Origin of the sequence: Methylobacterium radiodurans, from assembly GCF_003173735.1 — a bacterium.
Taxonomy (GTDB): Bacteria; Pseudomonadota; Alphaproteobacteria; order Rhizobiales; family Beijerinckiaceae; genus Methylobacterium; species Methylobacterium radiodurans.
Map to the genome: position 1 here is coordinate 444,117 of NZ_CP029551.1, position 19,545 is coordinate 463,661.

General features: G+C 70.1%; 19 protein-coding genes. 13 read left to right on the forward strand and 6 right to left on the reverse strand.

All coding sequences use genetic code 11. From position 1 onward, the window contains the following. Positions 1-173: 173 nt before the first annotated feature. The 4 genes from DK427_RS01945 (at position 174) to lpdA (ending at position 6,429) form a co-directional block, all read left to right on the forward strand. Complete coding sequence (locus DK427_RS01945) at positions 174-3,158, forward strand: 2-oxoglutarate dehydrogenase E1 component (protein WP_109949787.1); 2,985 nt, start codon at positions 174-176, stop codon at positions 3,156-3,158. A gap of 10 nt (positions 3,159-3,168) precedes the next feature. Next, complete coding sequence (locus DK427_RS01950; RefSeq protein WP_109949788.1) at positions 3,169-3,468, forward strand: YciI family protein; 300 nt, start codon at positions 3,169-3,171, stop codon at positions 3,466-3,468. Positions 3,469-3,516: 48 nt separating this feature from the next. After that, entirely contained in the window at positions 3,517-4,833 is a 1,317-nt protein-coding gene (gene odhB / locus DK427_RS01955) for a 2-oxoglutarate dehydrogenase complex dihydrolipoyllysine-residue succinyltransferase (RefSeq protein WP_109949789.1), read from the forward strand. Positions 4,834-5,028: 195 nt separating this feature from the next. Further along, positions 5,029-6,429, forward strand: a complete 1,401-nt coding sequence (lpdA, locus tag DK427_RS01965; RefSeq protein WP_109949791.1) for a dihydrolipoyl dehydrogenase — start codon at positions 5,029-5,031, stop codon at positions 6,427-6,429. Between the two features lie 57 nt (positions 6,430-6,486). Here the strand turns inward: lpdA and DK427_RS01970 are convergent, their stop codons facing one another. Both DK427_RS01970 and DK427_RS01975 read right to left on the reverse strand, forming a co-directional pair. Then, a complete protein-coding gene (locus DK427_RS01970; protein WP_109949792.1) occupies positions 6,487-7,122 on the reverse strand; it encodes a response regulator transcription factor in 636 nt (211 codons plus the stop codon). Positions 7,123-7,330: 208 nt separating this feature from the next. Next, a complete protein-coding gene (locus DK427_RS01975) occupies positions 7,331-8,227 on the reverse strand; it encodes a diguanylate cyclase (RefSeq protein ID WP_109949793.1) in 897 nt (298 codons plus the stop codon). Between the two features lie 86 nt (positions 8,228-8,313). Here DK427_RS01975 and DK427_RS01980 point away from each other — a divergent pair, with 86 nt between their 5' ends. Continuing rightward, entirely contained in the window at positions 8,314-8,664 is a 351-nt protein-coding gene (locus DK427_RS01980; RefSeq protein ID WP_109953940.1) for a hypothetical protein, read from the forward strand. A 22-nt stretch (positions 8,665-8,686) separates the two neighbouring features. On the opposite strand, the gene DK427_RS01985 is transcribed toward DK427_RS01980, so the two are convergent. Next, positions 8,687-9,151 carry a hypothetical protein gene (locus DK427_RS01985; protein ID WP_109949794.1) on the reverse strand — a complete coding sequence of 155 codons (465 nt, stop codon included), beginning with the start codon at positions 9,149-9,151 and terminating at the stop codon, positions 8,687-8,689. A 191-nt stretch (positions 9,152-9,342) separates the two neighbouring features. Continuing rightward, positions 9,343-9,585, reverse strand: a complete 243-nt coding sequence (locus DK427_RS01990; protein ID WP_109949795.1) for a hypothetical protein — start codon at positions 9,583-9,585, stop codon at positions 9,343-9,345. A 402-nt stretch (positions 9,586-9,987) separates the two neighbouring features. On the opposite strand from DK427_RS01990, the gene DK427_RS01995 reads away from it, so the two are divergent. Next, complete coding sequence (locus DK427_RS01995) at positions 9,988-10,824, forward strand: FTR1 family iron permease (RefSeq protein ID WP_109949796.1); 837 nt, start codon at positions 9,988-9,990, stop codon at positions 10,822-10,824. Positions 10,825-10,882: 58 nt separating this feature from the next. On the opposite strand, the gene DK427_RS25950 is transcribed toward DK427_RS01995, so the two are convergent. Together DK427_RS25950 and DK427_RS02000 are read right to left on the reverse strand one after the other, a co-directional pair. Further along, positions 10,883-11,041, reverse strand: a complete 159-nt coding sequence (locus tag DK427_RS25950; protein WP_162559640.1) for a hypothetical protein — start codon at positions 11,039-11,041, stop codon at positions 10,883-10,885. Between the two features lie 180 nt (positions 11,042-11,221). Next, the gene (locus tag DK427_RS02000; RefSeq protein ID WP_109949797.1) at positions 11,222-12,283 is read right to left on the reverse strand and encodes an SDR family oxidoreductase; all 1,062 of its coding nucleotides are present in this window, start codon (positions 12,281-12,283) and stop codon (positions 11,222-11,224) included. Positions 12,284-12,477: 194 nt separating this feature from the next. Here DK427_RS02000 and DK427_RS02005 point away from each other — a divergent pair, with 194 nt between their 5' ends. The 7 genes from DK427_RS02005 to rutB all read left to right on the forward strand — a co-directional run bounded on the left by DK427_RS02005 (position 12,478) and on the right by rutB (position 19,528). Further along, positions 12,478-13,470: an ABC transporter ATP-binding protein gene (locus tag DK427_RS02005; protein ID WP_109949798.1), complete on the forward strand. Its 993-nt coding sequence runs from the start codon at positions 12,478-12,480 to the stop codon at positions 13,468-13,470. 29 nt (positions 13,471-13,499) lie between these two features. Further along, a complete protein-coding gene (locus DK427_RS02010; RefSeq protein ID WP_109949799.1) occupies positions 13,500-14,774 on the forward strand; it encodes an ABC transporter substrate-binding protein in 1,275 nt (424 codons plus the stop codon). A 31-nt stretch (positions 14,775-14,805) separates the two neighbouring features. Then, positions 14,806-15,753 carry an ABC transporter permease gene (locus DK427_RS02015; protein ID WP_109949800.1) on the forward strand — a complete coding sequence of 316 codons (948 nt, stop codon included), beginning with the start codon at positions 14,806-14,808 and terminating at the stop codon, positions 15,751-15,753. 19 nt (positions 15,754-15,772) lie between these two features. Continuing rightward, on the forward strand, positions 15,773-16,663 hold the full coding sequence (locus DK427_RS02020; RefSeq protein WP_109949801.1) for an ABC transporter permease: 891 nt from the start codon (positions 15,773-15,775) through the stop codon (positions 16,661-16,663). A 106-nt stretch (positions 16,664-16,769) separates the two neighbouring features. Next, positions 16,770-17,423 (forward strand): HTH-type transcriptional regulator RutR, encoded by a 654-nt coding sequence (gene rutR / locus DK427_RS02025; protein ID WP_245930762.1) that lies wholly within the window; start codon positions 16,770-16,772, stop codon positions 17,421-17,423. A 258-nt stretch (positions 17,424-17,681) separates the two neighbouring features. Next, a complete protein-coding gene (gene rutA / locus DK427_RS02030) occupies positions 17,682-18,779 on the forward strand; it encodes a pyrimidine utilization protein A (protein ID WP_109953942.1) in 1,098 nt (365 codons plus the stop codon). Further along, positions 18,779-19,528 carry a pyrimidine utilization protein B gene (gene rutB, locus DK427_RS02035; RefSeq protein WP_109949802.1) on the forward strand — a complete coding sequence of 250 codons (750 nt, stop codon included), beginning with the start codon at positions 18,779-18,781 and terminating at the stop codon, positions 19,526-19,528. The genes rutA and rutB overlap by 1 nt, the downstream gene beginning before the upstream one ends. The last annotated feature ends 17 nt before the right edge of the window (positions 19,529-19,545 follow it).

A 19,545-nucleotide genomic window follows, 5' to 3' on the forward strand; every position in this document is an offset into this window, starting at 1 on the left:
CGCCACACGCAAGGGGGCGAGGCCCATATCGGACGGACCGGACCGCTTGGCTGACGCGCGGCCCGACCGGAATTCATTGACGGATGCGCCCGCCGCCCTCGCGCGGGCGCATCCGAACGGTTGAGGGCGGTCCGCCCGGCGCGGTCCGCACCCCCGAGCAGGATGGACGGACCATGGCACGCCAGGACCTGAACGAAGCGCTCCTCGAAACCTCGTTCCTCTACGGCGGCAACGCCGCCTATATCGAGGAGCTGCAGGCGGCCTACGCGCGCAACCCCGCCTCGGTCGATCCCGAGTGGCAGAACTTCTTCAAGGCGCTCGGCGAGGACGAGACGCTCGTCGAGAAGAACGCCAAGGGCGCCTCCTGGACGAAGCCCAACTGGCCGGTGCCGCTCAACGGCGAGATCGTCTCGGCGCTCGACGGCAACTGGTCGGCCCTGGAGAAGGGCCTGGGCGAGAAGATCCTGGCCAAGGACGCCAAGCCCGGCAAGCCGGCGGACGGCGCCGCGGTGGTGGCCCGGACCGGCGTTTCGGTCGAGCAGGCCACGAAGGATTCGGTGCGCGCGATCATGCTGATCCGCGCCTACCGCATGCGCGGCCACCTGCACGCCAAGCTCGACCCGCTGGGGCTCGCCCCGCGCGGCGACCACGAGGAGCTGCACCCGCAGCATTACGGCTTCACGGAAGCCGACTGGGACCGCCAGATCTTCCTCGACAACGTGCTGGGCCTGGAATTCGGCACGATCCGCGAGATCGTCGACATCCTGGAGCGCACCTACTGCCAGACGCTCGGCGTCGAGTTCATGCACATCTCGGACCCGGCCGAGAAGGCGTGGCTGCAGGAGCGCATCGAGGGCAAGGACAAGGAGATCTCCTTCACCCCCGAGGGCCGCCGCGCCATCCTGAACAAGCTCATCGAGGCCGAGGGCTTCGAGAAGTTCCTCGACCTCAAGTACACCGGCACCAAGCGCTTCGGCCTCGACGGCGGCGAGGCGATGATCCCGGCGCTGGAGCAGATCATCAAGCGCGGCGGCGCGCTCGGCGTGCGCGAGATCGTGCTCGGCATGGCCCACCGCGGCCGCCTCAACGTGCTCACCAACGTGATGGCCAAGCCCTTCCGGGCGGTCTTCCACGAGTTCAAGGGCGGCTCTGCCTCGCCGGCGGAGGTCGAGGGCTCGGGCGACGTTAAGTACCATCTGGGCGCATCCTCGGACCGCTCCTTCGACGGCAACAACGTCCACCTCTCGCTCACCGCCAACCCGTCCCACCTCGAGATCGTCGATCCCGTCGTGCTCGGTAAGGTGCGCGCCAAGCAGGATCAGTGGGCCAAACCCAATGTCGAGCGCCGCACGGTGCTGCCGCTCCTGATCCACGGCGACGCGGCCTTCGCCGGCCAGGGCGTTGTGGCCGAGTGCCTGGGCCTCTCGGGCCTCAAGGGCCACCGCACCGGCGGCTCGGTGCACTTCATCATCAACAACCAGATCGGCTTCACCACCGATCCGCGCTTCTCGCGCTCCTCGCCCTACCCGTCGGACGTGGCGAAGATGGTGGAGGCCCCGATCTTCCACTGCAACGGCGACGATCCGGAGGCGGTGACCTTCGCCGCCAAGGTCGCGGTCGAGTACCGGCAGAAGTTCGGCAAGCCGGTCGTGATCGACATGCTCTGCTACCGCCGCTTCGGTCACAACGAGGGCGACGAGCCGGCCTTCACCCAGCCGAAGATGTACCAGCGCATCCGCAAGCACCCGACCGCGCTGGAGACCTACGGCCGCAAGCTCGTCGAGAGCGGCGTGCTGACCCAGGAAGCGCTCGACGCCCGCAAGGCCGAGTTCCGCGGCATGCTCGATCAGGAGCTCGACACCGCCACGAACTACAAGGCCAACAAGGCCGACTGGCTCGACGGCCGCTGGTCCGGCTTCAAGGCCGTGCACGAGGACGTGGACGATCCGCGCCGCGGCCGCACCGCCGTGCCGGCCGAGACCCTGCGGGAGATCGGGCAGCGGATCACTCAGGCGCCCCCCGGCTTCCAGCTGCACCGCACGATCCAGCGCTTCCTCGACAACCGCGCCAAGGCGGTCGAGACCGGCCAGGGCATCGACTGGGCAACCGCCGAGGCGCTGGCCTTCGGCTCGATCCTCCTCGACGGCAACCGGGTCCGCCTCTCGGGCCAGGATGTCGAGCGCGGCACCTTCTCGCAGCGCCACGCCGTGGTGATCGACCAGGAGAACGAGCAGCGCTTCACCGCCCTGAACTCGATCCGCGAGGGGCAGGCCAACATCGAGATCATCAACTCGATGCTCTCGGAGGAGGCGGTGCTCGGCTTCGAGTACGGCTACTCGCTGGCCGAGCCGAACGCCCTGGTGCTCTGGGAGGCGCAGTTCGGCGACTTCGCCAACGGCGCGCAGGTCGTGATCGACCAGTTCATCGCGAGCGGCGAGCGCAAGTGGCTGCGCATGTCCGGCCTCGTGATGCTGCTGCCGCACGGCTACGAGGGTCAGGGGCCGGAGCACTCCTCGGCCCGCCTGGAGCGCTACCTGCAGGGCTGCGCCGAGGACAACATGCAGGTCGCCAACTGCACCACGCCGGCGAACTACTTCCACATCCTGCGCCGGCAGCTGAAGCGCGACTTCCGCAAGCCGCTCGTGCTGATGACGCCGAAGTCGCTCCTGCGCCACAAGCGGGCGGTCTCGTCGCTCGACATGCTGGCGGAGGGCTCGACCTTCCACCGCATCCTCTGGGACGACGCCGAGCACGAGTCGAGCGAGCTGAAGCTCGTGCGCGACGACAAGATCCGCCGCGTCGTGCTCTGCTCGGGCAAGGTCTATTACGACTTGCTTGAAGAGCGCGAGAAGCGGGGCGTCAACGACGTCTACCTGCTGCGCGTCGAGCAGCTCTACCCGTTCCCGCTCAAGGCGCTTGCCCACGAGATGGGCCGCTTCCGCAACGCGGAGGTGATCTGGTGCCAGGAGGAGCCCAAGAACATGGGCGCGTGGTCCTTCGTCGAGCCCTATCTCGAGTGGGTGCTGGGCCAGGCGGGCTCCGCCGTGAAGCGCCCGCGCTATGTCGGGCGTCCGGCCTCGGCCTCCACGGCGGTCGGCCTGATGTCGAAGCACCAGGCGCAGCTCCAGGCCTTCCTCAACGAGGCCCTGGCGGTCTGACCGAACCCCGATGCCCTATTTCCTGCTCCGCCTCGAGCCGCCGCGTCCGAGCTTCCCGTTCGATGCGACGGACGCCGAGAAGGCCCTGTTCTCCGAGCACGCGGCCTACTGGATCGACCGCGCGGAGCGGGGGCAGGCCGTGGCGGTCGGGCCCGTCTTCGACGCCGCCGGCACCTGGGGCCTCGCCCTGGTGGAGGCGGCCGACGACGCGGGCGCCCGCGCGCTCGGGGCCGACGACCCCGTCATCCGGGCGGGAGCCGGCTTCGCCTACACCCTCTCGGCCGTTCCAAACCTGATTCTGCGGCGTTGAGGCCGCGAACCGACAGCCACAGGAGGCCCCCCGCGGGGCAGTGAGAGCATGGCAACCGACATCCTCGTCCCGACGCTCGGCGAATCCGTGAGCGAGGCCACGATCGGCCGCTGGTTCAAGAAGCCCGGCGACACGGTCGCGGCCGACGAGCCCCTGGTGGAGCTGGAGACCGACAAGGTCACCCTGGAGGTCAACGCCCCGGCAGCCGGCCAGCTCGGCGAGATCTTGGTGAAGGACGGCGAGACGGTGGAGCCCGGCGCGTTGCTCGGTTCGATCGTCGAGGCGGGCGCCGGTGGGGCCAAGAGCGAGGCGAAAGCCGCCCCGAAGGAGGCCGCCGAGACCAAGGCCGAGAGCCGCAGCGAGGCCCCGAAGCAGGGCGGCTCCGCTAAGGCAGAACCCCCGAAGGAATCCTCGGCCGGCTACGGCAGCCACGGCGAGGGTGCTCCGCCGCAGGCCGGCCGCCCGGTCGGCGACAACGGCCCGGCGGTCGCCAAGCTCGCCCGCGAGTCGGGCGTCGATCCCTCGGGCGTGAACGGCAGCGGCAAGGACGGCCGCGTCACCAAGGGCGACATGCTCGGCGCCATCGCGAAGGGGCCGTCGCAGGCGGCGCCGGCCAAAGAGGCCCGGCCCACCCTGCCCCGCGCCCCGTCCGCGCCGGACGATGCCGCGCGCGAGGAGCGCGTGCGCATGACGAAGCTGCGCCAGACCATCGCGCGCCGCCTCAAGGACGCGCAGGACACTGCCGCGATGCTGACGACGTTCAACGACGTCGACATGTCGGCCGTGATGGCGATGCGCGCGCAGTACAAGGATATCTTCGAGAAGAAGCACGGCACAAAGCTCGGCTTCATGGGCTTCTTCACCAAGGCGGTGATCGGCGCGCTCAAGGACGTGCCGGCGGTCAACGCCGAGATCGACGGGCAGGATCTCGTCTACAAGAACTACTACCACATCGGCATCGCGGTCGGCACCGACAAGGGCCTCGTCGTGCCGGTGGTGCGCGACGCCGACGACCTCTCGATCGCCGGCATCGAGAAGAAGATCGCGGGCTTCGGCAAGAAGGCGCGCGACGGCAAGCTCTCCATCGAGGAGATGCAGGGCGGCACCTTCACGATCACCAACGGCGGCATCTACGGCTCGCTGATGTCGACGCCGATCCTCAACGCGCCGCAATCGGGCATCCTCGGCATGCACCGGATCGAGGAGCGTCCGGTCGTGCGGGGCGGCAAGATCGAGGCGCGGCCGATGATGTACCTCGCCCTCTCCTACGATCACCGGATCGTGGACGGGAAGGAGGCCGTGACCTTCCTGGTGCGCGTGAAGGAGGCCCTGGAGGATCCGGCGCGCCTTGTTCTCGACCTCTAAGGTCGGTCGTCTCGCGGTGCCCGCTCTCGCGAGCGGGCCCGCCTCCGCGGCGGGCGATGTCGAACCGCTGCAATGGTTCTCTGGGACCCTATCCTCGGCGTCGTTCCTGGCGGCGCTCTGCCTCGTGTTGATCGCCATCTTCTATTCGACACGCTGGCTGATCCACCTCCTTCTCCGCCGCATCAGGTAGACCGCATGTCCTACGATCTCGTCGTCATCGGCACCGGCCCCGGGGGCTATGTCTGCGCCATCCGGGCGGCCCAGCTCGGGCTGAAGACCGCGGTGGTCGAGAAGCGGGCGACCCATGGCGGCACCTGCCTCAACGTGGGCTGCATCCCGTCCAAGGCTCTGCTGCACGCCTCGGAAGCCTTCGACGAGGCCAACCACCACTTCGCCGATCTCGGCATCGAGGTGAGCGGGGTGAAGCTCGACCTCAAGAAGATGATGAGCTTCAAGTCGGAAGGGGTCGCCGGCAACACCAAGGGCGTCGAGTTCCTGCTCAAGAAGAACAAGGTCGACACCTACCACGGCACCGGCCGCATCGCCGGGGCCGGGCGCGTCGAGGTCGTCTCCGAGGACGGCGGCAACCAGATGCTGGAGACGAAGAACATCGTCATCGCCACGGGCTCGGATGTCGCCAAGCTTCCGGGCATCGAGATCGACGAGCAGGTGGTGGTCTCCTCCACCGGCGCGCTCGAACTGGACAAGGTGCCGAAGAAGCTCCTCGTCATCGGCGCGGGCGTGATCGGGCTCGAACTCGGCTCGGTCTGGCGGCGCCTCGGCGCCGACGTCACCGTGGTCGAGTATCTCGACCGGGTGCTGCCGGGCATGGACGGCGAGGTCGGCAAGCAGTTCCAGCGCATCCTGACCAAGCAGGGCCTCGCCTTCCGGCTCTCCACCAAGGTCACGGGCGTCGAGGTGGCTAAGAAGGGCGCGAAGGTCACGGTCGAGCCGGCGCAGGGCGGCGCGGCCGAGACGCTGGAGGCCGACGTGGTTCTGGTCGCCATCGGCCGCGTGCCCTACACGCAGGGCCTCGGCCTGGAGACGGTCGGCGTGCAGACCGACGACCGGGGCCGCATCCAGACGGACGAGCACTTCGCCACCAACGTCACCGGCATCTACGCGATCGGCGACGTGATCGCCGGCCCGATGCTCGCCCACAAGGCCGAGGACGAGGGCGTGGCGGTGGCCGAGATCCTGGCCGGCCAGTCGGGCCACGTGAACTACGCGGTGATCCCGAACGTGGTCTACACCTTCCCGGAGGTCGCCTCGGTCGGCAAGACCGAGGAGGAGCTGAAAAAGGACGGCATCAGTTACAACGCCGGCAAGTTCCCCTTCACGGCCAACGGCCGCGCCAAGGCCAACGGGACCACGGACGGCTTCGTGAAGGTGCTGGCGGATGCGGCAAGCGACCGGGTGCTCGGCGTACACATCGTCGGGGCGGATGCCGGCAACCTGATCGCCGAGGTCGCGGTGGCGATGGAGTTCGGCGCATCCTCGGAGGACATCGCCCGCACCTGCCACGCCCACCCGACCCTCACGGAAGCCGTGAAGGAGGCCGCCCTCGCGGTCTCCAAGCGCGCGATCCACGTCTGAGGTTGGAATCCCGAAGGACCTCGGGCCCTTCGGTGGAATCCGGGGCCACGCCCCGGGTCAGTGCCGCGCCGGGCGGGGCTCCTCCAGCACCGGCGCGAGGCCGAGCTGGCGGGCCAGCGAGACGAGGTCCTTCAGGCGCCCGGTCTGGGTCTTCCGGCGCAGGTTCAGCCGGTGGGTCTCGACCGTGCGCACGCTGAGCGCGAGGCGGCGGGCGACCTCCTTGTTGCTGAAGCCCGCGCTGAGGAAGCGCAGCACCTCCGCCTCCCGCGGGGTCAGGCCGAGCGCCTCGCCGGATTCCGCCGCCGGCTCGGCGCCCGGGCCCGAGAGGCAGGCCTGTCCGGCGGCGAGCGCCAGGATCGCCGCGCTGAGCTCGCGCGGGTGGCCCGAGCGGGCGATCACGGCGTCCGTTCCGGCCGCGAGCAGGGCCCCGAGCTCGGCGCCGGAGAGCGCCTGGAACGCGGCGAGGATCCGCAGCCGCGGCTGCCGCTCCCTCAGGGCGCCGATGCGGGAGAGCCCGTCGGCGATGCGCCGCTCGTCGATGAAGACCAGCGCGACGAGGCGCTCGGGACCGGCCTCCTCGAGATCCGCCTCCTGCACGGTCTGGAGTTCGGGCAGGTGTTCGAGCGTCGCCCGAACGGTCGGACACAGATCCTGCGGCTCATCCACGATCAGCACGCCCACCGCAGCACTCATGACCCCTCGCCCTCTCTTCCCGCTATGAGACGGCTTCGCCGTTCCCGGGGGACAGGGTTCAAGATCGAGTCCAAGTGAATTCTGGATCTGTTAAGGTTTACGCAGGGCTATTCCGAAGGAGCGTGCCGCAACGGTTGGTTAAGGACTGTCCCGGGTTCGGACAAGCGAGTCGACCCCCCGGGGAAGTCTGTGCCGATACGATCCGAAGTCAGCCTGCGCGGGCGAGGATCAGGTCGGTTGCCGCCGAGACCACGCGGTCGCGGCCGCCGGTCTTGGCCTCGTAGAGGGCGATGTCGGCCCGCTTCACCAGTGCCTCGACCGAGTCGCCCTCCGTCCAGGTGCTGACGCCGAAGCTGCAGGTGAGCCGCACCGGGCCGCGATTGCCGCGGATGCGCAGGTCGCGCGCCTTCAGACAGAGCCGCCGGGCGACCGCCTCGGCGGCCTCCAGTCCCGTATCGGCGAGCGCGAGGGCGAATTCCTCGCCGCCGAGCCGGCCCGCCCGGCCCTCCTCGGCGATCAGCTTGGCCACCGCCTGGATCGCCCGGTCGCCGATATCGTGGCCGTGCTCGTCGTTGATGCGCTTGAAATGGTCGATGTCGGCCAGGATCATCGAGAGGCGGCCGTGGTTGCCCGCCCGGTCCGCGCTCTGGTTGGCCTCGGCAAAGAAGGCGCGCCGGTTCAGGAGGCCGCTCAGCGGGTCGGTCTCGGCAAGGCGGATCAGGTGGTCCTGCAGCGTGGTCAGGCGCTCGGCGGCGCGCAGGCGCGCGTGCAACTCCTCGGCGCAGGGCGGCTTGTCGATGAAGTCGTCGGCACCGCTATCGAGGGCTTCGGCCAGCGTGCGCTCGTTGCGGGCCGACGACATGGTGATGACGTAGAGGGGGCGGCGCTCGTCGGCGAGCAGTCGCGCGGACCAGCACAGTTCGAGGCCGCTCAAGGGCCGCACCTGCAGGCTGGTGATGAGCACGCGGATCTCGGGCCGCTCGGTCAGGAAGGTGAGCGCCTCCGCCGAGTCCGTGAAGCAGTGGACGCTGTGCCCGCGCGGTTCGAGCAGCCCCGCCACGATCTTCAGGACGACACGGCTGGAATCGACGATGACGATGTTCATGGACAGCCTTCCGGCAGCGATCGGCCCTGCGGTGGAGTGTGGCGCAGAATGATTAATGGCCTCTCCACGGCTCGGTGGGGCCGGCCGTGAGCGCGCCTCCGGTCACGCCGGACGGGCGCTACATCGTGGTGCGGGGGCGGCTGTGGCGGCGCGCCGATCCCGGGCTGACGGAGGCCGCGCGGGCGCGGGCGGTCGCGGCGCTGATGACGGCGCGGCGGGCCGTGCGCGTCGCCAAGGCCGCGGAGCGGGCCGGTGACCCGGGAGCGTTCGAAGCGCTCCGCGCGGCGCGGGCCGCCGTGCAGGGGGCCAAGGAGGCGCTCGGCGAGCGCGGCCCGGTCTGGTGGGACGACGGCGCCCCGGACGAGACCCGGCGGCTCGCGCGCAACACGCGCTACGCCACGTGGTTCGCCGGCCTCGCGGGCGCGGAGGAAGGGTGAGCCGGGCCCCCGTGGGCCCGAATCAGCGCCGCGGGACCTGAACCTCGATGACACGCACGCCCGCGGGGCGGTAGCCGCCCGCCTCTGCAGACGACCAGCCGCCGCCCGCGTCGCGCGCGAGAATGCGGGGGCCGGGCGCGGGCCGGCGCGCCGGCTCGCGGGCGTTGATCACGGTGAGCGTCGGCTCGCCCACGGGGGCCGGCGGGATCCCGGAGACGGTCGGCACGCCGTAGGTGCCGTAGCTCCAGGCCGGCGGCACGATCTCGCTGGGCCGCGGGAAGCGTGTGAGCGGCGCGCCGATATAGGCCCCGCGCACCGCTTCGTCGGCGAAGCCGTACCGGGGCGCCCCGTATCCGTAAGCCGGCGCGTAGGCGGTCCCGTACCCGGCGCCGTGGCCGTACCGGTACGGCTCGACCGCGCCCGCGCCCCCGATCCCGACCGCCAGGGCGAGCGCGGCGAGCGCCGCTCGGGTCACGTGTGCCGACATGCTGATCCTCCGGCGCGCCTATCCGTTCTCGGGGAACGTCACGCCGTCCGGTGTCGTTCCGGGACCGGACGGCGCGCCAGCCGCGCAGACTGCGTAACCGGCCATCCGGAAACGAGAAAGCCCCGGCGGGGCCGGGGCTGGTTTTGGCCAAGTCTTGTCCTGACCGGGGCCGGTGCCGGCCGGTGCCGGGCTCAGCGGCAGGTCGTGATCCGGCGGACGATCCAGCCCTCGCCCTCGATCCAGAGCCGGCGGCGGGTGCGGCTGCAATTGGCGTCCTCCTCGGTCTCGCCCGCGGAGGCGGCTGCCGGGCGCACGGGGCTCGCCTCGGCGACCTTCGCGATGCTGCGGTCGGAGGCCGCCGGCGCGGCTGAGGCGGGGGTGGCGAGGGCAAGGAGAGAGGCCGCGGCGAGGCCGGCGGCGGATAGCTTGAGCATGGGATGTCCGTTCGTTCGCCGCCGGTCCGTGCCGCGGCCGTCCGCCTGGTTCGACCGGCCGTTCGGGCCCGCGCGATCTGTCGTTTGCTCAATGCACGGCTGAGCCTTCCGGTTGCACCGGGAGGACAGGATTTACCCACGCAATCGCCATGATTCTCCCCAGGACGCACGTCCGGATCCGATCCCACGCCGCGGTCCGCACGCGGCCATTTCAGCGCAGCGCGGCGGCCCGCACCTTGCCGCCGTCCGGCTCAGGCCCTAGTCATGCCCGCGCAAACAGATCGGGACGATACGCCAAGATCTCGACGATCGATTTGGCCTGTTCAGAATGCTTCCAGACAGCGGAAGCACTGACGGCCCGATCGATCCTCATGTTTTAACAATTCCAATCTGGAGAACGACATGGCGGACGGCTCGACGTTCGTTCAGGCCTTCACGATCCTGTTTCGGGAAGGCCTGGAAGCGCTTCTGATCATCGCGGCGCTTGTCGCCTTTCTGCGCCGGGCGGGTGCGGCCGATCGGATTGCCCCGGTCTATGCCGGGGCCGGGGCCGCGGCGCTGGCGAGCCTCGCCATGGCCTGGGTGTTCGAGACCTATTTCGACGGCAACCACAACGACCTGATGGAGGCCGGGGTGATGCTCGCGGCAGCCGCTCTGATGTTCTACATGAGCGGCTGGCTCTTCGTCCGGCAGGACCCGAAGGCGTGGCAGGCCGACCTGAACCGCCTCGCCGAGCGGGCGCTTGGCGCCGGCACCGTGCTGTCGCTCGCCGGCATCGCCTTCCTGGCCGTGTTCCGCGAGGGCGCCGAGACGGTCCTGTTCCTGCACGCGCTCGCCAAGAGCAACAACGGCTTCGACGGCTCGCTCTTCGGGGGACTCGCGGTGGCGGCGCTCGCGCTCGGCGCGATGTTCGTGGCCATGCAGTGGCTGGCGCTCCGCCTCCCGCTGCGGCCGATGTTCGTGATCACCTCGGCCTTCCTGTTCGTGATGGGCCTCAAGCTCGTCGGCGAGGCTTTCCAGGAGTTCCAGGAGCAGACGCTCATCCCGGTCCACGACGAGGGCGTCCCGGCCTTCGTGACCCAGATCGGCTTCAACGGGACCTGGGAGGCGATCGGCACGCAGGCCGTGCTGCTGGCGATCGCGCTCGCCTGCCTCGCCACCTATCTGGTCCGCAACCGGAGCCACGGGACGCTGCCCCCGGCGGCCCCGCAGGGCAAGCCCGCGCGCGCGGCCTCGTAAGGAGCGGTCGAACCCGTTCCGGGACGGGCCCGCCGCGCCGCGCGGCGGGTCGTCCCCGTCAGGGCGTCGCGCCCGTCGTGACCGAGAGCATCGGCAGGGTCACGGCGAGCGCGTCGGCCTCGCGCGGCGGCCCCGCGAGCACCGCGAAGGCCGCGAGGCCGAGGCAGAAGGAGAGACCGAGAACCCCGGTCTCCACGCCGCGGTAGAACCTGTCCATCGGGAGACCTCCATCCGAGGCGCCCATCATCGGGACAGCAGGTTAACGGCCTCTCAGCCGCCCCAGTCGATCGGCACTGACCCTGCCGCGATCAGCGCGAGCGAGCAGCGCCCGGGCAGCCAGGAGGCGAGTCAGGAGGCGCGCGAAGGAGAGAGCCGGTCGCTCGTCATCCGGCCGCCTTCAGGGAATCAGCCGGTCCGCGCGCAGCCGCCCGAACAGGTCGAAGAAGGCGTCGTCGGATGCCTGGTAGCGCAGGAAGCCGAGGCGGCGGCTCTTGCCCATGTCGGTCACCACCTCGATCGGCCGGCCGAGATCGGCGTCGGTGTGCCAGGGGGAGGCGAGGCGGTCGAGATCGGGCTCCGCGAGGCCGTGGCGCCGGGCGATCTCCGCCCAGACGGGCGCGTCCTGCGCCATCTGCTCCTCCAGGGGCCGCACCGTGCCGTCGAAGGGGGCGGGCTCCAGGCCGAACCACCCGGCGATGCGCTCCCACATCCAGCTCCAGCGGAAGACGTCGCCGTTGACGACGTTGAAATCCTCGTTCTCCGCGGCCCGGGCGGTCGAGGCCCAGAGGATGTGGTGGGCGAGCTGGCGCGCGTCGGTGACGTCCACGAGGCCGTTCCACTGCGCGGCCGAGCCCGGGAAGCGGAAGGGCCGCCCGGTCTCGCGGCAAAGCGTGGCGTAGACGGCGAGCGTGGTGCCCATGTTCATGGCGTTGCCGACCGCCTTGCCGACGATCGAGTGCGGGCGGTGCACGCTCCAGGTGAAGCCGTCGCGGCGGGCCGCCGCGAAGACCGCGTCTTCCTGCGCGTAGTAGAAGTTCTCGACGTCGAGCCGCCCCTGCTCCTCGCGGAACGGCGTCTGCGGCAGGCTGCCTTTGCCGTAGTTCTCGAACGGCCCGAGATAGTGCTTCAGCCCCGTCACCAGGGCGACGTGGCGCACCGAGCCGCCCGGCCGCAGGGCGTCGAGCACGTCGGCGACCGCCTGACCGTTGAGGCGGATCATCTCGGCCTCGGTCGGCCGCCGCGTCCAGGTGGCGAGCACGACGTGGCTCGGCCGGATCTCGGAGAGCGCCCGCCGCAGCGCCTCCGCGTCGTGCAGGTCGGCCGGCACCGGGTGGATGCCCGGCTGCGCGGGCGGGTTTCGGGCGAGCCCGTAGACCGGCCACCCCTCCGCCGCCATCAGGGACGCTGTCGCGCTCCCGACGATGCCGCTCGCGCCGACGATCAGTACCGTACCGGTCATGTTCTGGCTCCTTCGGGCCTGTTGGCCGATCAGACCCCGCCGATGAACCGAGGAGTGGGGGCGCCGGGTTCCGGCGGTGGGCGGATTCTCCGGCCCCGCCCGCCATCCGTCGCGCGCCTCGATCCGGCCGCGGGCCCCGCCGATCCGGCCCTCGACTGGCCCGCCCCTTGCTCTGCGATGGGCGGGAGAGACGCATGGATGTCGAACTGATCCGCCTGACGAAGCGCTACGGCAGCACGGTCGCCGTGGACGGGATCGACCTGAAGGTCCGCTCCGGCGCTTATTGCTGCCTGCTCGGCCCCTCCGGCTGCGGCAAGACCACGACCCTGCGGATGATCGGCGGGCACGAGACGGTGTCCTCCGGCGACGTGGTCATCGGCCCCCGCGCCGTGGGCGACGCGGCGCCCGCCGAGCGCGGCACCGCCATGATGTTCCAGAGCTACGCCCTGTTCCCCCACCTCGATTGCCGCGACAACGTCGCCTTCAGCCTGAAGATGCGCGGCGTCGGCAAGGCCGAGCGCCGCGCCCGGGCGCTGGCCATGCTCGACCTCGTGCAGATGGCCCACTTGGCCGAACGGATGCCGGCCCAGCTGTCGGGTGGCCAGCAGCAGCGCGTGGCGCTCGCCCGCGCCCTCGTGACCGGCCCGAAGGTCCTGCTCCTCGACGAGCCGCTCTCGGCCCTCGACCCCTTCCTGCGCGTGCGGATGCGGACCGAGCTGAAGCGGATCCAGGCCGAGCTCGGCCTCACCTTCATCCACGTCACCCACAGCCAGGAGGAGGCGATGGCGCTCTCCGACCTCGTGGTGGTGATGAACGGCGGCCGCATCGAGCAGGCCGCCGACCCGCGCACGGTGTTCGAGCGGCCCGCCACCGCCTTCGTCGCCCGCTTCATCGGCGGCCACAACGTCGTCCGCCTGCCTGATGCCGGCGCGATCGCCGTGCGCGCCGACCGGATGCGCCTCGGTCCGGAGGCGGGCGCCGAGGCCGTGCCGGCCCGGGTCGTGTCCATCGAGTACCAGGGCACCAGCGTGCATGTCGGCCTGGAGGCGGAGGGTCTCGGCGGCCGGGAGCCCGCCGCGCTCACCGCCATCATCGACGACGGCGCCTACGCCGCCCGGCCGCTCGCCCTCGGCCAGACCGTGCCGCTCGGCTGGGACGCGGCCGCCGCCCACCGCCTGAGCGCCTGATTTCCTTCTTCCAGCGTCGAGGACCCTGCATGACCACCACGATCAAGCTCAGCCGCCGCACCCTGCTCAAGGGAGCGGGTGCCGCCGGGCTGACGCTCGGTGCCGGCCCGATCACCGGCTTTCCCAGCGTGATCGCCGCCGAGCCCGTGACCCTGCGCTACCTCGGCACCGCCGTGAACCAGTCCGGCGACATCGCCCGCAAGGTCAAGGAGGATCTCGGGATCACCATCGAGTACATCCCGGTCGTCACCGACGAGGTGACCAAGCGCGTGGTAACGCAGCCGAACTCCTTCGACCTCCTCGACACCGAGTATTTCAGCCTGAGAAAACTCATCCCCTCGGGCAACATCCAGGGCATGGACGCCCGCCGGATCAAGCAGGCCGACAACATCACGCCGGTCTTCACCCGGGGCGAGGTGGGCGGAAGGAAGATCGGCGACCAGGGTACGGCGCCCAAGAAGGTGTTTTACCTGGAGGGCCAGAACGCCAAGACCTTCGCGGGCTCGGCCACCGAGTGGATCACCCTGATCCCCACCACCTACAACGCCGACACCCTCGGCATCCGGCCGGACCTGATCAAGCGCCCTGTCACGAGTTGGCGGGAGCTTCTGAACCCCGAGTTCAAGGGCAAGGCCTCGATCCTCAACATCCCCTCCATCGGCATCATGGACGCCGCCATGGTGATCGAGGCCACGGGCGACTACGCCTATCCCGACAAGGGCAACATGACGAAGGCCGAGATCGACCGCACCATCAAGGTGCTGATCGAGGCCAAGCGCGCCGGCCAGTTCCGCGCCTTCTGGCAGGACTTCAACGAGTCCGTGAACCTGATGGCGTCGGGCGAGACGGTGATCCAGTCCATGTGGTCGCCCGCCGTCACCAAGGTGCGCTCTCAGGGCGTGGCCTGCACCTACCAGCCGCTCAAGGAGGGCTACCGGGCCTGGGCCTCCGGCTTCGGCCTGCCCAAGACGCTGACGGGCCGCAAGCTCGACGCGGCCTACGACTTCATCAACTGGTTCCTCTCCGGCTGGGCCGGGGCCTACCTCAACCGCCAGGGCTACTACTCGGCGGTGCTGGAGACCGCCAAGGCGCAGATGGAGCCCTACGAGTGGGCCTACTGGATGGAGGGCAAGCCCGCCGAGCGGGACATCAAGGGCCCGGACGGGAGCGTGCTGGAGAAGGCCGGCGCCACCCGCGACGGCGGCTCCTTCGAGGCGCGCATGGGCGGCGTCGCCTGCTGGAACGCGGTGATGGACGAGAACACCTACATGGTCCGCAAGTGGAACGAGTTCATCGCGGCGTGAGGGCGTTCCGGTGTCCCGCGGGAGCGCGGCCATGACCGACGCCGCCCTGCCCGCCCTCGCGGAGGCGCCCATCGCGCCGGCCGCCGCCGCGAGCCTCGCCGCGAAGACCCGCAGACGGCAGGCGCTGGCCTATGTCCAGGCGGCGCCGATGGCGCTGGTCTTCGCGGTCTTCTTCCTCGTGCCGCTCCTCCTGACCCTGATGGTCAGCTTCTGGGAGTACAACGAGTACGAGATCATCCCGTCCTTCACGCTGCAGAACTACGTCGACGTGTTCGAGGGCTGCCTCGACACGGGCAACGCCTGCACGACCCTGCGGACCTACCTCTCGACGCTGAAGTTCTGCGCGCTCACCTGGGTCTTCACTCTGCTGATCGGCTTCACGGTGGCGTATTTCGTCGCCTTCCACGTCCGATCGCGTAACCTGCAGATGGTGCTCTTCCTCGTCTGCACCATCCCGTTCTGGACCTCGAACGTGATCCGCATGATCTCGTGGATCCCGCTGCTCGGCCGCAACGGCCTCGTCAACGACACGCTGATGGGGCTGGGGCTGATCGCGCGGCCCATCGAGGGGCTGCTCTACTCAGACTTCTCGGTGGTGCTGGCCTTCGTGCACCTCAACACGGTCTTCATGATCGTGCCGATCTTCAACAGCATGGCGCGCATCGACCGCGCGCTGATCGAGGCGGCCTACGACGCCGGCGCCAGCGGCTGGCAGACCCTGTGGAACGTGGTGATCCCGCTCTCCAAGCCCGGCATCGCCATCGGGTCGATCTTCGTGGTCACCCTGGTGATGGGGGATTTCGTCACCGTCGGCGTCATGGGCGGCCAGCAGATCGCCTCGGTCGGCAAGGTCATCCAGGTGCAGATGTCGGCGCTCCAGCTGCCCGCAGCGGCGGCGAACGCCGTGGTGCTGCTCGGCGCCGTGATGCTGATGATCGTCGCGATGACGCGGCTCATCGACCTGCGCAAGGAGCTGTGAGCGCCGTGAGAGCACCCCGATGAGCGACCGGCCCCGCACCCCCGCCTTCTACGCGCTCGCGGCTTTCTTCGCCCTGTTCGTCGCCTTCCTGTACGGGCCGACGCTGACCATCCTGGTCCTCAGCTTCCAGGGCCCGCAGGGCGGCCTGACCTTCCCGATGAACGGAGTCTCGACGCACTGGTTCGGCAAGCTCTGGGCGGGCGGCGGCATCGTCGACATCTGGGGCGCGCTCTGGCGCTCGCTCCGCCTCGGGCTCGTGGTGATGGTGCTCACCGTGGGGATCGCGTTCTTCGCAGGCCTCGCCTTCCGCAAGCGCTTCGTCGGCGAGGGCGCGCTGTTCACGGTCGCGGTGGCGAGCCTGATCGTGCCCTCCATCGTCGTGTCGCTCGGCATCGGGCTGGAGTTCCGGCTCCTCGACGACGCGGTGAAGTGGCTGGCCGCCGAGACCGGCTGGGGCTGGCTGCAGGAGCACGGCACGCTGATGGGTCTCTACACCTCGGCGCTGGGCGCCCACCTCACCTGGACGCTACCCTTCGGCCTCCTCATCATGTTCGCGGTCTTCAACCGCTTCGACCCGGCCTACGAGGAGGCCGCGCGCGACCTCGGCGCCACCGGGCCCCAGACCCTGCGCCACGTCGTGGTACCGATCCTCGGGCCCTCGCTCGTCGGCGTCGCGCTCTTCGGCTTCACGCTGTCCTTCGACGAGCTCGCCCGCACCAGCCAAGCCATCGGCGGCCGCAACACCCTGCCGCTGGAATTGCAGGGCCTGACCACCACCGTGACGACGCCGGAGATCTACGCGCTCGGCACGCTCACCACCGGCCTGTCGCTCGCGGTGATCGGGGCCGCCCTCGGCGCGAGCCTCTACCTGCAGCGGCGCAGGGCCCGGCGGGGCCTGCGGCTCGGGTGAGCGGCGGAACCCTCCGCTGCCCGATCCCCGCTTTGTCGCCGCCCCGCGCGATCGGCTAGGAAGGGCGCGCCGGGCAATCCGCGCAGCGGCTTCGGGGGGCGGCGACGTGGCGATCGACAGGGCTGGCGAGGCGGCCGCAGGGCCCGGGCGGCGTCGGCGGCGGGACGGCGCCCTGCGGCGCGACGCGGTGCTCGATGCCGGGCTCGCGGTCTTCTCGACTCTCGGCCTGCACGGGGCGAGCCTCGACCAGATCGCCGAGCGCGCCGGCCTCTCGAAGACCAACCTGCTCTACTACTTCGCCTCGAAGGAGGCGCTCTACCTCGCCGTGCTGCAACGGGTGCTCACGGTCTGGCTCGATCCGCTCCAGGCGCTCGACGCGGGCAGCGAGCCGGCCGACGCCCTCAAGGCCTATATCCGCGCGAAGATGACGCTGTCGCGCGACGCGCCGCAGGCATCCCGCCTGTTCTGCCTGGAGATCGTCCAGGGCGCGCCGCTTCTGCGGGCCGAACTCGCGGGCCCCCTGCGGGCGCTGGTCGATGCCAAGGCGGCCGTGCTCGGCAGCTGGATCGCGCAGGGACGGATCGGGCCCCACGACCCCCGTCACCTGATCTTCTCGATCTGGGCGATCACCCAGCACTACGCCGATTTCGCCGTGCAGGTGGAGGCGGTGACCGGACGCGACCTGTCCGACCCGGACTTCTTCGAGGCGACCGTCGCGAGCACCCAGAGGCTGGTCCTGGCGGGCCTCGGCCTCGCCTGATTCGCGGCCCGCGCCGCGGCCCGGGGCGTGAGCACGGGATTTTCCGCTCGCCTCCTAGGCAGGACCGGCCCGCCGCGCGGGCAATCCGCGGAGAGTTTGTGCAGATGGTCAAACGTCGCGATTTGAAGTTTGACCATCCGGTCTGAAAAGCCACTATCGCGTAAAGGCAAGTCTTCACGGCAAGCCTACACGGCAAGTCTTCGGACGGCGCCCCGGAACGGGGCGGCACCAGAGCGCGAGGCGACCATGACCGAGCCCATGGAGATCGGCGTCTTCATCCCGATCGGCAATAACGGCTGGCTCCTCTCGGAGAACGCGCCGCAATACAAGCCGACCTTCGAGCTGAACAAGCAGGTGACGCTGAAGGCGGAGGGATACGGGCTCGACTTCGCCCTCTCGATGATCAAGCTGCGCGGCTTCGGCGGCAAGACCGAGTTCTGGGACCACAACCTCGAATCCTTCACGCTGATGTCGGGGCTCGCCGCCGTCACCAGCCGGATCAAGCTCTACGCGACCGCGCCGACCCTGTGCCTGCCGCCGGCCATCGTCGCCCGGATGGCCTCCACCATCGATTCGATCTCGAACGGCCGCTTCGGCCTCAACCTGATCACCGGCTGGCAGAAGCCGGAATATTCTCAGATGGGCCTCTGGCCGGGCGACGAATATTTCGCCCGCCGGTACGAGTACCTGTCCGAGTACGCGCAGATCCTGCGCGACCTCTGGGAGACGGGCCGCAGCGACCGCAAGAGCGAATTCTTCCAGATGGAGGATTGCCGGCTGAGTCCGCGCCCGCAGGCGCCGATGAAGCTGATCTGCGCCGGACAGAGCGGCGCCGGCATGGCCTTCGCCGCGACCCATGCGGACTACAATTTCTGCTTCGGCAAGGGCGTCAACACGCCGACGGCCTTCGCGCCGACCGTGGCCCGGCTGGAGGAAGCCAAGGCGAAGACCGGCCGGGCGGTGTCGTCCTACGTGCTCTTCATGATCATCGCCGACGAGACGGACGCGGCGGCCGAGGCGAAGTGGGAGCACTACAAGGCCGGCGCCGACGCGGAGGCGATCGCCTGGCTCGGCCTTCAGGGCCAAGCCGACACGAAGTCCGGCGCGGACACCAACGTGCGCCAGATGGCGGACCCGACCTCCGCGGTTAACATCAACATGGGCACGCTCGTCGGCTCCTACGCCACCGTGGCGCGGCTCCTCGATGCGGTGATGACGGTGCCCGGCACCGGCGGCGTGCTCCTCGTCTTCGACGACTTCCTCGCAGGGCTCGACGCGTTCGGACAGCGGATCCAGCCGCTGATGGAGACGCGCCGGCACGTCGCGCCCGCCGCACCGATGGCGCAGGTGGCGTGATGGAGGCTGAGACACCCGCCGGGTACCGCGACGCGCAGGGCCGCTGCGGCGGCGTGGTCCTGCCCGCGCGGCCCGAGCCGGTCGCCCTCGACCCGGCTACCAGCGCGCTCATCGTCGTCGATATGCAGAACGCCTACGCGAGCGCGGGCGGCTATCTCGATCTCGCCGGCTTCGACGTCTCGCAGACCGGCCCGGTCATCGCGCGGATCGCCCGGGCCGTCGCGGCCGCCCGGGCGGCGGGGATCCTGGTGATCTGGTTCCAGAACGGCTGGGACCCCGACTATGTCGAGGCCGGGGGCCCGGGCTCGCCGAACTGGCACAAGTCGAACGCCCTCAAGACCATGCGCCGACGCCCCGAGATGAACCAGCGGCTGCTCGCTCGGGGAAGCTGGGACTACGAACTCGTCGACGCGCTGCGGCCGGAGCCGGGCGACATCGTCCTGCCCAAGCCCCGCTACAGCGGCTTCTACAACACCCCGCTCGACAGCATGCTCAGGGCGCGCGGCATCCGCACCCTGATCTTCACCGGCATCGCCACCAACGTCTGCGTGGAATCGACCCTGCGCGACGGCTACCACCGCGAGTATTTCGGCATCGTGCTCGCCGACGCCACGCATCAGGCCGGGCCGCCGAGCCTGCAGGAGGGCGCGCTCCGCAACATCGAGACGTTCTTCGGCTGGGTCTCCGACGTCGACGCCCTGGCGGCGGCGCTCGGCCCCGAACGCAGCGACGCGCCCGAACGGGCCTGAACAGGGGAATTTCGAGA

Bases quoted from the DNA above. Each gene is read 5' to 3' on its own strand.
- DK427_RS01945 (WP_109949787.1), top strand. From the start codon at position 174: ATGGCACGCCAGGACCTGAACGAAGCGCTCCTCGAAACCTCGTTCCTC.
- DK427_RS01950 (WP_109949788.1), top strand. From the start codon at position 3,169: ATGCCCTATTTCCTGCTCCGCCTCGAGCCGCCGCGTCCGAGCTTCCCG.
- odhB (WP_109949789.1), top strand. From the start codon at position 3,517: ATGGCAACCGACATCCTCGTCCCGACGCTCGGCGAATCCGTGAGCGAG.
- lpdA (WP_109949791.1), top strand. From the start codon at position 5,029: ATGTCCTACGATCTCGTCGTCATCGGCACCGGCCCCGGGGGCTATGTC.
- DK427_RS01970 (WP_109949792.1), bottom strand. From the start codon at position 7,122: ATGAGTGCTGCGGTGGGCGTGCTGATCGTGGATGAGCCGCAGGATCTG.
- DK427_RS01975 (WP_109949793.1), bottom strand. From the start codon at position 8,227: ATGAACATCGTCATCGTCGATTCCAGCCGTGTCGTCCTGAAGATCGTG.
- DK427_RS01985 (WP_109949794.1), bottom strand. From the start codon at position 9,151: ATGTCGGCACACGTGACCCGAGCGGCGCTCGCCGCGCTCGCCCTGGCG.
- DK427_RS01990 (WP_109949795.1), bottom strand. From the start codon at position 9,585: ATGCTCAAGCTATCCGCCGCCGGCCTCGCCGCGGCCTCTCTCCTTGCC.
- DK427_RS01995 (WP_109949796.1), top strand. From the start codon at position 9,988: ATGGCGGACGGCTCGACGTTCGTTCAGGCCTTCACGATCCTGTTTCGG.
- DK427_RS25950 (WP_162559640.1), bottom strand. From the start codon at position 11,041: ATGGACAGGTTCTACCGCGGCGTGGAGACCGGGGTTCTCGGTCTCTCC.
- DK427_RS02000 (WP_109949797.1), bottom strand. From the start codon at position 12,283: ATGACCGGTACGGTACTGATCGTCGGCGCGAGCGGCATCGTCGGGAGC.
- DK427_RS02005 (WP_109949798.1), top strand. From the start codon at position 12,478: ATGGATGTCGAACTGATCCGCCTGACGAAGCGCTACGGCAGCACGGTC.
- DK427_RS02010 (WP_109949799.1), top strand. From the start codon at position 13,500: ATGACCACCACGATCAAGCTCAGCCGCCGCACCCTGCTCAAGGGAGCG.
- DK427_RS02015 (WP_109949800.1), top strand. From the start codon at position 14,806: ATGACCGACGCCGCCCTGCCCGCCCTCGCGGAGGCGCCCATCGCGCCG.
- DK427_RS02020 (WP_109949801.1), top strand. From the start codon at position 15,773: ATGAGCGACCGGCCCCGCACCCCCGCCTTCTACGCGCTCGCGGCTTTC.
- rutA (WP_109953942.1), top strand. From the start codon at position 17,682: ATGGAGATCGGCGTCTTCATCCCGATCGGCAATAACGGCTGGCTCCTC.
- rutB (WP_109949802.1), top strand. From the start codon at position 18,779: ATGGAGGCTGAGACACCCGCCGGGTACCGCGACGCGCAGGGCCGCTGC.